This is a genomic window from Erythrobacter sp. S259 (assembly GCF_057364965.1).
Genome location: NZ_CP200286.1, coordinates 3,331,284 through 3,343,952, shown reverse-complemented (window position 1 = coordinate 3,343,952; position 12,669 = coordinate 3,331,284). Strand labels below are relative to the sequence as shown.

Genomic DNA, 12,669 nt, shown 5'->3' with positions numbered 1-12,669 from the left:
GCCCAAACACGAGCGCCCCCAACACGAGCAAGCGGGCCTTAGCCCTGGTCGGTTTCGTCGAGGATCCAGTTTGGATCGCGCGAGGAAATGTCGCGGCTGAAGGTCCAGATATCGCGGCTTTCCACCGCATCATCGAGGCTGCCTGCAACAACATTGCCGTCCTTATCGCGCGTCACCGCTGCGATGTCGGCGACAAACAGCACCGCAATACGCGCGACTTTGCTGAACTTGGAAGTCTCCAAAGTCGCTGAGTGCACGCGGGTTTCCTCGATGCGGATCAGCTTGTTTTGCAGAGAGTGGCCTTCCGCCTCGCGCGCATCAATTGCAGCGGCAGAATCCGGCGTATACATCATCATCGCAAAGCTCGCGAAGAGTGTTCTTGTCGCCTTCCCAGAACGCCTCAAGCACCATTTCGTAAGCGCCGCGTGCGCCCTCGACAAAGGAGAGAAAATCAAAGTTGCGATCTGCATTGGAGATATCGCGAATGCCGCGCTCAACCGCTGGAAGCACGCCTTCGAGCTCTGCGGGGCGGGGCTGTGTGTTTTGGCCGCCCTGCGCAGCAGCAGGGGTTTGCGCGGGCGCATTATCATTGGGTTCAAAACGCTGAGGAATGGATTCCTCTTCATGCTCTGCGCGGCGGCCCAGCACCGAATAGAGGCGCAAGCCCAAAAACGCTGCGATCATGGCGAGGATAACGATTTCTAAAATCACATTACTTCCTTGATTTGGCCTCAAATGCACCGGCCTAATTTTCCAATCATAGCCGAAAGGGCTGAATTGAAAGTGTATACCGACACAAGATACGGCCCGGATTCGCACCGGTTGCAAAAGAGCCGCTAACTTCACTCCCATAGATAGGTACAAATTTCAATTCGCCAACGCCCCTTTTGAAGCAGAATGCCGCAATATTGGACCGGAAAGACGGGTTTTTGTCTCATTGGCACCGGGTTGGTAGACGGAACAGGGAAATATTGCCCAAAGGCCTACCCCCTGCTAGGCGCGCTCACCAGATTCATGTCCTTGGGATCAAGGGGGGCAATACTGTACTCTCAAACGACCAAGAGACCCCACCCGTTTAAGCGAAAGATACTATCATTATGGCCGAAGAAAGCCCGAATTCAGGCGACGTTCTTACAAACCTCGACAATCAAGACGCAGCAGGCGCTGATACTCAGCCAGCCGCAGGCATCATCACGCAATATGTAAAAGACCTCTCGGTAGAAAACCCAAGCGCGCCGGATGTGTATCAGTGGCCTGATCAGCCAAAGGTGGATGTGCAGTTTAACATTGGCGCAGACCCCAAGGGCGATGAGGTCCATGAGGTTGAACTTAAAATCAACATCAACGCGGCCGGTGAGCAGGGTCCGGCCTACATCATCGAGCTGTCCTATTGCGCGCTTGTTGGCCTTCGCAACATCCCGGAAGAACAGGCGCATGCCTTTCTTTACGCTGAAGCGCCGCGCATCATTTTCCCGTTTGCCCGCCGTGTGATTGCCGATGCGGTGCGCGATGCAGGCTTCCCGCCTCTGATGATTGAGCCGATTGATTTCAACGGCCTCTACATTCAGCAGCTTCAGGCCCGCCGCGCGCAAGACGGCGCTGTGACCACGCCCACGCCGGCGGCATAAGGCGTAAACCTTGCTTTCAGCTTGGCGCGCGGGATAACCTGACCGCATGAGCCTGCTCAAAAATGTAGGGACCATCGGGTCTCTTACCCTCGTCAGCCGGATTGCCGGGATGGCGCGCGAGATGATTTTCGCGCGCGTTCTGGGTGCAAATGGCGTGACCGATGCATGGTTTCAGGCGTTTATCATTCCCAATGTGTTCCGGCGTTTGTTCGCAGAGGGCGCGTTTTCAGCGGCCTTTGTGCCGATGTTTTCCAAGCGGTTGCATGGGAAAGACGATCCGGACAAGGGCCTCGACGAAGCCAAGAGCTTTAGCAATGATGTGCTGAGCGTCTTCCTGCCCGTGCTGATCGCACTGGTCGCAGTGTTTGAGATTGCGATGCCGGGCGTCATCTGGCTGCTTTCCGAAAAGCCGATTGATGATGAGACCTATCCTCTCGCCGTCGATTTTGCGCGGATCATGTTCCCCTACATTATCCTTGTTTCCCTCGTGACGCTGTTCACTGGCATGCTCAATTCGGTCTCGCGCTTTGCGCCCGGCGCAAGTTTTCCGATTATATTGAACATAGTCCTGATCGCAGCCCTGCTAACCGGCGAGTGGTTTGCGCAAGGCACGGGTGCGAGCATCGAACAGATCGCTTATGGCATTGCTTGGGCGGTGACGGGTGCAGGGGTGATGCAGCTCGCGTGGCTGTATTATTGGACGCAGGCTGAAGGGTTTCGCCCGAAGCTTTTATGGCCGCGCATAACGCCTGAGGTAAAGCGGCTCTCCATAATCGCCCTGCCCGCAGCGATTGGCGGCGGCGCGTATCAGATCAACACTTTGGTCCAGCTCTATTTTCTCAACCAGCTTGAGGATGGGGCGGTCAGTTATATGAACTATGCCGACCGGCTCAACCAATTGCCGCTGGGAATTATCGGAATTGCACTGGCGACGGCGATTTTGCCCAACTTGTCGAAATTTATCGGTGGCAAGGATGAAAAGCGCGCTGGGCGGCTGCAGTCCGATGCGATTGAGCTGGCGATGCTGCTCACCATTCCTGCGGCGGTGGCTCTCTCGATTTGTGCCGAAGCGTTTGTGATCATGATTTTCCAGGGCGGTCGCTTTGATTTGGCCGATGCGGCGGTGACCGGTGAGGTGCTGGCGACGCTTGTATTGGGCCTTCCCGCTTATGTGCTGGTGAAAGTGCTCGTGCCCAATTTCTACGCCCGCGCCGATACACGCACTCCTGTGATCGCGGCGTTCATCTCCCTGGGCGTCTTTATCACGGCGACGATTTTCTTTCTCGATACTTACGGCGTGATCGGTGTGGCGTTCGCAAGCGTTGTGGGCGCATGGATCAATGTGGCGTTTTTGCTCATCGTATTGGCTGCGCGCGGGCATTACCGGATGCCGGGACGGCTGATTTTTCGCCTCGCGAAGCAAGTTGTCGCAGCCGCAGCCATGGGCGCAGCGCTTTATTACGCGAACGGGATGCTGACCGATTGGTATTCCGCCGGATTGTTTGCGCGGCTTGGCGCGCTGGGCGTGCTCGCGGGCGCTGCCGTGATCGTCTATTTCGGGCTCGCTTTTCTGATCGGGGCCATCGACAAGGGACGGGTGATTGCGCTGACACGCAAACAATAGGCGTTCTTGCACGGCGCTAGCGTTCTGCTATTGGCGGATGCGATGACACACACCCTCTTCTCTACCGGTTCAGCCCCGCTGCGTTTCGTATTGCGCGGGCGGGCGGCCTGGCGATGGCTTTGACGCTTTCACAGCGCAGCCTTAGCCATACAGAATAGAAGAAAGAGTACCCACAATGAGAGTTGTTTCGGGCATCCAGCCCACCGGAAAGCCGCACCTTGGCAATTACCTTGGCGCGATCGTCAACTACGTGAAACTGCAAGAAGAAGCGCACGCAGCTGGCGGCGAATGTTTCATCTTCCTTGCCGACCTTCACGCATTGTCGCAGCCGCATGACCCGGCTGAACTCACACAAAACACCCGCGAAATGGTCGCCACATTGGTCGCCTGCGGAGTGGACCCTGCAAAGACAGTGCTGTTCAACCAGGCCCAAGTCCCCGCCCACGCAGAGCTGCAATGGCTGCTTAACGGCACGGCGCGCATGGGATGGCTGAACCGGATGACGCAGTGGAAGGACAAAGCGGGCAAAAACCGCGAGGGGCAATCCATCGCGCTCTTCACATACCCTGTGCTGCAAGCCGCCGATGTGCTGCTCTATCAGGCGACCCATGTGCCGGTGGGCGAGGATCAGAAACAGCACCTCGAACTCGCGCGCGATATTGCGCAAAAGTTCAACAATGACTTCTGCCCAGAAGACGCGCCGCTCTTCACATTGCCTGAACCTTATATCCCCCCGGCCGCTGCGCGGATCATGAGCCTTCGTGATGGCTCCTCCAAGATGAGCAAATCCGACCCGTCGGAGATGAGCCGCATCTCGCTGACCGATGATGCGGATATGGTGATGAAGAAGATCAAGAAGGCGAAAACCGATCCAGAACCCCTCCCTTCTGAGGAAGCGGGTCTGGAAACCCGCGCTGAGGCAAAGAACCTCGTGGGCATTTACGGCGCTTTGACCGGCCAGAGCACTGCTGAGGTGCTTGCTCAGCATGGCGGCCAAGGGTTCGGCGCGTTCAAACCGGCATTGGGAGAGGTGCTTGTCGAAACGCTGGCTCCGATCAACGCGCGCTTTCTCGAGCTTAAAGACGATCAGGAAGCGCTCGATAGTATCCTGGCGCGCGGCGCATCGCAGGCGCGCGAACGCGGCGTTCCGACTTTGGATGCGGCCTACAAAGCGCTCGGGCTGGTGAGATAGCGCAGATCCTGGCAATCTCCTGCATCAAAACGGCACACGCACGGCGTTCAAATTCAGTTCAGCCCCCAATGCTAATGTGTGCGCGCAAACAACAGGGCTTCGAAAGGGTGTGGCTGTTCGGGCAGTAACCGGCAGATATGCGAGGGCAAAACGAACCCGCTGTTCGCAAGGGATGTGCCGCGCGGCCCCTCTTTTGAACTCCGCGCTGGCGATTTTGTGAAGGATATGCCATGAACACCTCTGATATGACCTCGCATTCACCAAATATGAAAAGCATCACGCGCTCGGCGCCCTTTAAAATGGGTCTTGCAGGCGCGGTGGCTCTGGGGCTTTCGGCGTGCGCGCCGTCTTTCAAAGCCGATGTCTCGCGCTTTCAAGCGTCACTGCCCGCCCCTCAGGGTCAAACCTTTGCGGTTGTGGCGGAGGATCCGGCGCTTGCAGGCGGTCTCGAATTTTCGCTTTACGCAGACCTTGTCGCAGCTGAAATGGCTGAGCTTGGCTATGTCCAATCGGCTGCGCCGGAAAATGCCAATCTGCTGGTTCGGTTTGACTACGATGTCGACAATGGGCGTGAGCGGGTCCGCACCACCCATATCGGCGGCGGTTTTGGCCGGTTCGGGCATTTCGGCCGCTTTGGTGGATTTGGCGGGTTTGGCGGCTTTGGCTTCCGCCGCAATTATGCCTTCGGATTTTATGACCCATGGCTCGCAGGCCCTGATGTGCGCAGTTACACTGTGTACACGAGCGAAATTGACCTGAAAATCGACAACACCGCCACAGGTGAGCGTCTGTTCGAAGGTCAGGCACAGGCCGCTTCGCGCTCCAACCGCTTGCAAGGTCTGGTGCCCAATCTCGTCGATGCCCTCTTCACCGATTTCCCCGGAAATTCAGGCGAAGTGCTGCGCATTACTATTCGCGAAGACGGAAAGAGCGTAAAGCCGGTCAGCAATTAGACAAACAAGACACCTACCCTTGGACGGGACGGAAAGGCGGCGGAAGGGATCAGCGCCGCCTTTTTGATTCGTAAGCCGCTGCCCCACTGAACTCAGGCAAATTCCACGAGTACACAATCAGCCCCATGAGCACACTTCGCACCGCGTTTATCACAAGCACCGCCGCCGCAGCCGCCGCCACCCTATTTGGAACCAGCGCCCCTGCTGGCGCGGTGCAACGGAGCAGCGAAGAGACGTTTGTGGATTTAGGCCGGTGGGTGATCGTACAAATTGAAGCAGAGCGCGCCTGCGAACTGCGCCTCAGCAACGATCCGCGCTACACCCTGCGATACCGTCTGTCAGATGGACGCGCAGGGGTCCTGGCCTTGCAGCGCCGCACGGGCGGGTTCTTCACCGGGATGGTCGGCACTGTTGAATGGTCTTTTGACGATGCCCGCTTTGCAGGCAATCAATCAAACAATGGATATTCCCTCGCAGCAGGCGCGCGCGGTGTCGAAGCAGGGTTTCGCTCCGCCAGGACGCTGCGCATCACCCATGGCGGTCAGCAGGTGGCGCAAATTGATCTCAAGACCAGTTCGGCCGGTTTCCGCCTGCTCAAACAGTGCGCCCAGCAATGGCGCTACGTCCCGTGGTATCGCCGCCTTGCAAGCGCAAATTACCGCGAGCCCGAAGCGCTAAGCAGAAGGGCCATTCCCCCTGCCTCCACCACCTCACCGCCGGTGACAAGAAACCCCGCACAAGGAAATCCCGCACAAGGCAATCCCGCACAAAGAGATAGCGCGGTTGCTCCGCCCTTGACGCAACCAACGCTGACCACCGCGTTAAATCCGCGCCCGATCAATCCTGCATCATGGATCAGCAGCGATGACGCGCTCCCTTGGCCATCACGGGGCTTTCGTTCGGGGCAAGGGGTCTTGCGCTACACCTTGATTGTCGACGCACAGGGCCGCGCGCAAGATTGCGAAGTCAACAGCAGCACCGGTTCGCGCCGCTTCGATAAGCAAGCCTGCCGCCTACTAGAGGACCGCGCCCGGTTTCAGCCAGCAAGAGGCAGCGATGGAAGAGTGGTCGAGGGCCGCTATTCAGCAAGTGTGCGATTTGCGGGGGAGTGACGCGTTAGAGCTTCGCGTGGCCGCCGGTTGATCCAAAGCCGCCTTCGCCCCGCTCGGTGGCGTCCAGTTCATCGACTTCCTGCCAAACGCCCTGTGTCACGGGCGACACCACAAGCTGCGCCACGCGGTCACCGCGTTCCACTTTGAAATGGCCATTGCCGTGGTTGATCAGCAGCACTTTAAGTTCACCGCGATAGTCTGAATCGATGGTGCCCGGAGTGTTGGGCACAGTGATGCCGTGTTTGAACGCAAGGCCTGAGCGCGGGCGCACCTGAATTTCGTACCCCTGCGGGATCGCGACCGATAGGCCAGTGGCGACTGCATGGCGGCTTCCTGGAGCTATGCTCACATCTTCGGCCGCCACCACATCCATGCCCGCTGCGCCGCCAGTGGCATAGGCTGGCAAGGGTAGGCCCTTGCCATGGGGCAGGCGCTTCACTTCAACATTTACTGTGTTCGTCATTGGGCCGCTTTCGCCTAACCGGCTTTCGTTAGCAAGGTATCAGCGATGCGGCTCATGATGGCCATCGCCACCTCACCTTTGGGCATTTCATCGAGGCTCTCCACGCCGTCGGCGGTGATAATGTGAACCGCGTTTTCATCACCGCCCATGACATCGCCTGACACATCGTTGGCGATAATCCAATCGGCGGTCTTGCGTTTGCGCTTTTGCTTGGCGTGGTCGATCACGGCCTCTGTTTCAGCAGCAAAGCCCACCACCAATGCCGGGCGGTTTTTGCCGCCTGCAAGATTGGTCAAAATATCGGGGTTTTCGGTCAGCATCAAAGCAGGCGGGGCGCTGCCGCGCTTCTTGATCTTTTCATCGCGGTATTCTTTGGGTCGCCAATCCGCGACAGCTGCCACCATGATCGCGGCGTCACACGGAAGCGCGCGCTTGACCGCAGAGGCCATTTCCTCAGCGCTCTCAACGTCCACGCGGGTAACGCCCGCAGGAGTTTTGAGGTACACGGGGCCCGCAACCAGGGTCACATCCGCGCCCAGTGCCGCTGCCGCCGCAGCAATGGCAAAACCTTGCTTTCCGCTCGAACGGTTGGCGATGTAGCGGACCGGATCAATCGATTCCCAGGTCGGTCCCGCCGTGATCAGCACATGGCGGCCATTGAGCGGTTGATGCGCGGCATCGGCGGTGATCCCGGCGATTTCCTGTTCATCCGCTTCGATGGCTTCAACCTTGATAGGCGCAGCGCTTTTGGCGGCGACTTTGGATTTTTCTGGAGCGGGCGGCGCTTTGGCCTCCTCGGCCAGAGCAGAGGCTTTTTCGTTAAGCCCCTCCTCGCTCGCATCAGGGGCAAGGCGGCGCTCGTCCACCTCGTGATTGATCGCGTCCTGATTAACCGGAGGCGCCGCCTTACCAGCGCCCTTCTTGGCCAGAGGCGAGCCATCAAGATCAGGGTTAAATTCGATGTTATCCTCGGGCATTTCCTCAAGGAATTCCTCAGGCACTTCCTCAAGACCCGCAACGTCGAGCTCTGCGTCGAGCTCTGCGTCGATCTCTTCTGCGCTGCGTTTTTCGGTGGAGCGCGGGATAATGCGTGAAAGCAATCCGCCCAAACCGCCGGTGGAGGCGGCCTCACTGTCGTCCTCAGGCTCGATCGCTTCGACTTCGGCAGCGGGCAAAGTGGGGGCAGCGGCAGGTGCCTCCTCTTCAACCTCGATACCAAAATGGCCTGCAATCGCGCGCCAGATCGCTGGCGGTTCGGGCAGGCGGCCATAGCCAAACTCGCCGCAGGCCATCATCCCTTCATCGGGATGGAGGACGCGCACGCCGTTTTCGCGCAAGGTTTCGACATTGCGGACCGTGGAGGCATGCTCCCACATTTTCACATTCATCGCAGGGACCGCCATCACAGGCTTGTTGGTCGCCAGCAGCAAAGTCGTCGCCAAATCATCGGCAACCCCTGCTGCCATCTTGGCCATCAGGTCAGCGGTCGCAGGACACACAACCACAAGGTCGGCCTCCCGCGAAAGCTCGATATGCCCCATCTCAACCTCATTTTTGAGATCGAACAGCGAGGTGTAGACTTGGTTTTCGGACAAGGCTGCCAAAGACATGGGGGTCACAAATTGCTGCCCCCCTTTGGTGACAACCGGGGTCACGGAGCCGCCAGCTTTGCGGATCAGGCGCACCAGTTCGAGCGATTTGTAAGCAGCGATACCGCCGCCTACCACCAGCAAGATTTTGGGTCCGGTGCTGCTCACGTTACGTCCATCGCTTTCAAATTGCAGGTGTTCGATACCCATCTAACCGGCTTCACCCTCCGCGCCAAGTGTGCTGAAACCCTTGCGCTGTGTTGGTTAAGATTGCACTTATGCGCAGCAACCCCAATGCTCAGATGGGGTGCGGGGCAAATGAGGGGATCCAGATTGTCAGTTATCTTGCGCGTATCGCTGTTCCTGATGGGAGTGTTGTACATCGTCATCGGCTTTGGCTTTGTCACCGATCCTGTGGGTTCGGGTGCGGATTTCGGGATCGCGCCGCTTGCTGAAACGGGCACACAAGGTCTCGCCACGATTAGGGGCGATTTCACCTCATTCTTCTGGGTGCTGGCAGGAAGCCTCATCATCGGCGCCTGGAAGGCCAACACAAGCCTTCTTAATGTGGGCGCGGCTCTCGCTGGCATCGTGCTTGTCGTGCGCGGCATCAGCGCGGTTATCGACGGCACATTCGAAGGCTGGCTCATGCCTATGGGAGTGGAACTGTTGACCGTTGTGCTGGCACTTGCCGCAGCGCGGATTTTGCCCGGCGGCGATTAAGCTCAGATTATTCCGGCAAAACCTGCGCCCAAAACTGCGCCTGCGCCAACAAGACCGGCGAGGAAATAGCCAAACCATCCGCCACCGCCTGCGGGTTTGGGCGCACCATCAACCTGCCCAAAGTCCGTCATTAGCTTGATATCGGGCAGAGGCGCTTGTTCAGGCGCGCCGCCTTTGGGAGGGAAGCGTTCTTCCACGCGGCGAATAAGGTCGGGCAGGCGCATGAAGGTTTGCGCGTCTTCTTTAAGCCGCTCTGCCACCGCTGCCTCTGGTCCCAGCTCATCGCGGATCCACTCACGCACATAAGGCGCGGCGGTGTCCCACATATTGATATCGGGATTAAGCTGCGTCGCGATGCCTTCGACCATCACCATGGTTTTTTGAAGCAGCAGCAGATGCGGCTGTGTCTGCATGTCAAAATCTCGGGTGATCGCAAACAATCCGTCGAGCATTTGGCCAACGCTAAGCTCCTTCACGGGCTTACCGCGCATCGGCTCACCCACAGCCCGCAGCGCCGTCGCAAACTCGCCCACAGAATGATAGCTGGGCACATATTGCGCCTCAAAATGAATCTCTGCGACGCGTTTGTAATTGCCAGTGGTCAGACCGTAGAGGATTTCCGCCAGCCATTGACGCGCCCGCCGGTCGATCCGGCCCATGATCCCAAAGTCGATAGCCACGATAGTGCCATCGGCCTGCACGAACAAATTGCCCTGATGCATATCAGCATGGAAAAATCCGGCGCTGATCGCTTGCGTAAGAAAGCTGATCACGAGTTTCTCGGAAAGTTTGTGAAGGTCATGGCCCGCTGCCACCAATTCATCGCGGCGCGAGATTTTGACCCCGTCGACCCATTCGATCGTAAGCACGCGCCCATTGGTGCGGTCCCAGTCAATCTCGGGTATGCGGTAACCATCCACACCGCTCATATCTTCGGCCAATTCACTGGCTGAGGCAGCCTCGCGGCGAAGGTCGAGTTCGGAATAGGACCAGCGTTTAAAATTGGCGATGGTCGCGCGCGGACGAAGCCGTCCAAATTCGCCGCCCATCGCCTCTACATGGGCCGCGGCCCATTCGTAGGTTGCGATGTCTTGTTCAAACTTCTCTTTGATACCGGGACGCAGCACTTTGATCGCCACACTGCGCCCATCGGTCGTCACACCTTTATGCACCTGAGCGATGGATGCAGCGCCAACAGGTTCTGGATCGACTTCAGAAAAGAGCGCCTCCAAGGGCTGATCAAAGCTGATCTCGATTGACTGTTTGATGAGCGCATAATCGACCGGCGGCAGATTGTCTTGCAGCTCAAGCAGATTGTGAGCAGCCTCTTCGCCCACAAGGTCAGGGCGCGTTGCGAGAGATTGGCCAAGCTTAATCGCAGCAGGGCCAATCGCGCGGAAAGCCCCTGCATAATCGCGTGTCCCCTTTTTGCCAGTGAAGGTCACCAGACGCGCCACTTTCGCGAGGGTCTTTACTGGCGTAGGCGCATTGGGGTCTTCCTCAATCCCGACAAGCGCGCGGCGGCGGGCAAGGGTCACGCCCCACCTGGCAAGACGGAAGAGATGCGTTGCAGGCCGGGTCACGGAACCCATCCCCTCCCGCCTGCGGGAGGGGCAGCGAGACTTGCAAGCTTGCTTGTTAGTCGCAGCGGGGTGGGCCCACCCCGGCCCCTCCCCCAGGCGGGAGGGGAGAAGTAAGAAGAACCATCACACCTTCCACCCCGAGTGGATCGCAACCGCGCCGCCGAGGATGATCTCGGCCTTGGTGTTCACAAAACCAGCATCGCGGATCATGCTCTCGAATTGAGGTGCGCGGGGGAATTTGCGGATGCTCTCAGCCAGATAGCGATAGCTTTCTATATCGCCCGCAATCACCTGTCCCATGCGCGGCATGATATGGTGGGAATAAAGGTCATACACCTCGCGAAAGCCCGACCAATCCGTGACCGAAAATTCCATGCAGTAAAACCGTCCGCCCGGGCGAAGCACGCGCAGCGCCTCTTTGAGCGCTTCCTCCTTATGGGTGACGTTCCGAATGCCAAAAACGATGGTGTAGGCATCGAATGTGTTCGAGGCGAAGGATACTTTTTCCGCGTTCTGCTGTGAGAAGACGAGGCTGCCAGCATCCGCCGCCTCATCACGCTCCATCGCGCGCTCTGCGCCAACATCGAGCATTTCCTGATTGATATCGGCAACCGTCACATTCGCGCCGCGATCAGCCATCCGAAACGCAATGTCGCCCGTGCCGCCTGCCATATCGAGGATGTTTTCGCCTGCTTGCGGTTTTACCCGCTTTACAAAGCGATCTTTCCAGCCCCGGTGCATGCCGAATGACATCGCATCGTTCATAATGTCGTATTTCTTGGCAACGGATGAAAAGACCTGACCCACGCGGCGGGTCTTTTCCTCTGGGCTTACGTTTTCATAGCCAAAGGAGACGGTGTCGTTAGTGCTTTCACTCATGCCGGTGCCTTAGAAGGAATTGTGCCCTGCGCAAAGGGTGATTAGGGGTCGGAAATGCCAGAGCTTCCTGAAGTTGAGACAACGGTTCGAGGACTTGCAAAGTTCCTCGATGGCGCGCGCATTGAGCGGGTGGTGCTCAACCGCCCCGATCTGCGCCGCCCGTTCCCAGAAGATCTCGTGCAGGTGATGACGGGCGCAACCATCACCAGCCTCTCTCGCCGCGCGAAATATGGCCTGTTTCATCTCGACCGCGAGCAATCGGTGATCTTTCACCTTGGGATGAGCGGACGATGGCGGATTGATCCCGAAGAACCCGACAAACACGACCATATGGTGGTGGAGACGGCGGACAACCGCTTTGCCCTGTGTGACCCACGGCGATTTGGATCCGTCGATATGGTCGCGACCGCTGGGCTTGATGCGTGGGGACCGTTTGCAAGCCTTGGCCCGGAACCTTTGGGCCCGGAATTGACGCCCGGCTATTTGAAAGCCGCGCTCAAAGGGAAGGTGCAGACCATCAAACTGTGCCTTCTCGACCAACGGATCATCGCCGGGCTTGGCAATATATATGTGTGCGAGGCGCTGTGGCGCTCTGGCATCCGTCCCACCAAACAAGGGGGCAAAGTGACCGGCCCCCAGCTGGAGCGGCTTGTGCCTGCCATCAAAGAGGTGCTTGCCGCATCCATCCGCGATGGGGGCAGCTCTTTGCGCGATTACGCCGCGCCCGATGGTGAACTCGGCTATTTCGCAACGCGCTTCGACGTCTATGGCCGCGAGGGCGAGGCGTGTCATCACGAGGACGGCGGGGCTATCAAGCGGATCGTCCAAGGTGGGCGCAGCACATGGTATTGCCCGGCATGTCAAAAGTGACGTGCCAGAAGGTGGGTGTGCGAGCTGCGAAAGGACAAAGTTTCCTTGCCTTT

At 58.3% G+C, this 12,669-nt stretch carries 11 protein-coding genes and 1 pseudogene; 7 read left to right on the top strand and 5 right to left on the bottom strand.

All coding sequences use genetic code 11. From position 1 onward, the window contains the following. Nucleotides 1-38 precede the first annotated feature (38 nt). Nucleotides 39-708 (bottom strand): annotated as a pseudogene (locus tag AC0V60_RS15820) (Tim44/TimA family putative adaptor protein). 389 nt (nucleotides 709-1,097) lie between these two features. Here AC0V60_RS15820 and secB point away from each other — a divergent pair. From secB to AC0V60_RS15795, 5 genes are all read left to right on the top strand, one after another. Further along, nucleotides 1,098-1,628, top strand: coding sequence for a protein-export chaperone SecB (gene secB / locus AC0V60_RS15815; RefSeq protein ID WP_486179377.1), 531 nt, complete (start codon nucleotides 1,098-1,100; stop codon nucleotides 1,626-1,628). Nucleotides 1,629-1,674: 46 nt separating this feature from the next. Beyond that, nucleotides 1,675-3,252 carry a murein biosynthesis integral membrane protein MurJ gene (gene murJ, locus AC0V60_RS15810; RefSeq protein WP_486179376.1) on the top strand — a complete coding sequence of 526 codons (1,578 nt, stop codon included), beginning with the start codon at nucleotides 1,675-1,677 and terminating at the stop codon, nucleotides 3,250-3,252. Nucleotides 3,253-3,427: 175 nt separating this feature from the next. After that, entirely contained in the window at nucleotides 3,428-4,444 is a 1,017-nt protein-coding gene (gene trpS, locus AC0V60_RS15805; protein WP_486179375.1) for a tryptophan--tRNA ligase, read from the top strand. 230 nt (nucleotides 4,445-4,674) lie between these two features. Further along, nucleotides 4,675-5,397: a DUF4136 domain-containing protein gene (locus AC0V60_RS15800; RefSeq protein ID WP_486179374.1), complete on the top strand. Its 723-nt coding sequence runs from the start codon at nucleotides 4,675-4,677 to the stop codon at nucleotides 5,395-5,397. Nucleotides 5,398-5,522: 125 nt separating this feature from the next. Further along, nucleotides 5,523-6,509: a TonB family protein gene (locus AC0V60_RS15795; RefSeq protein ID WP_486179373.1), complete on the top strand. Its 987-nt coding sequence runs from the start codon at nucleotides 5,523-5,525 to the stop codon at nucleotides 6,507-6,509. Between the two features lie 4 nt (nucleotides 6,510-6,513). Here the strand turns inward: AC0V60_RS15795 and dut are convergent, their stop codons facing one another. Continuing rightward, entirely contained in the window at nucleotides 6,514-6,972 is a 459-nt protein-coding gene (gene dut / locus AC0V60_RS15790; protein WP_486179372.1) for a dUTP diphosphatase, read from the bottom strand. A gap of 14 nt (nucleotides 6,973-6,986) precedes the next feature. Continuing rightward, nucleotides 6,987-8,771: a bifunctional phosphopantothenoylcysteine decarboxylase/phosphopantothenate synthase gene (locus AC0V60_RS15785; protein ID WP_486179371.1), complete on the bottom strand. Its 1,785-nt coding sequence runs from the start codon at nucleotides 8,769-8,771 to the stop codon at nucleotides 6,987-6,989. Between the two features lie 123 nt (nucleotides 8,772-8,894). Between AC0V60_RS15785 and AC0V60_RS15780 the strand changes: the two genes are divergently transcribed. Continuing rightward, entirely contained in the window at nucleotides 8,895-9,284 is a 390-nt protein-coding gene (locus tag AC0V60_RS15780) for a hypothetical protein (protein ID WP_486179370.1), read from the top strand. Between the two features lie 2 nt (nucleotides 9,285-9,286). Here the strand turns inward: AC0V60_RS15780 and ubiB are convergent, their stop codons facing one another. Together ubiB and AC0V60_RS15770 are read right to left on the bottom strand one after the other, a co-directional pair. Beyond that, a complete protein-coding gene (gene ubiB / locus AC0V60_RS15775) occupies nucleotides 9,287-10,867 on the bottom strand; it encodes a 2-polyprenylphenol 6-hydroxylase (protein ID WP_486179369.1) in 1,581 nt (526 codons plus the stop codon). Nucleotides 10,868-10,990: 123 nt separating this feature from the next. Continuing rightward, nucleotides 10,991-11,746 carry a class I SAM-dependent methyltransferase gene (locus AC0V60_RS15770; RefSeq protein WP_486179368.1) on the bottom strand — a complete coding sequence of 252 codons (756 nt, stop codon included), beginning with the start codon at nucleotides 11,744-11,746 and terminating at the stop codon, nucleotides 10,991-10,993. 54 nt (nucleotides 11,747-11,800) lie between these two features. Between AC0V60_RS15770 and mutM the strand changes: the two genes are divergently transcribed. Then, a complete protein-coding gene (mutM, locus tag AC0V60_RS15765) occupies nucleotides 11,801-12,616 on the top strand; it encodes a bifunctional DNA-formamidopyrimidine glycosylase/DNA-(apurinic or apyrimidinic site) lyase (RefSeq protein WP_486179367.1) in 816 nt (271 codons plus the stop codon). The last annotated feature ends 53 nt before the right edge of the window (nucleotides 12,617-12,669 follow it).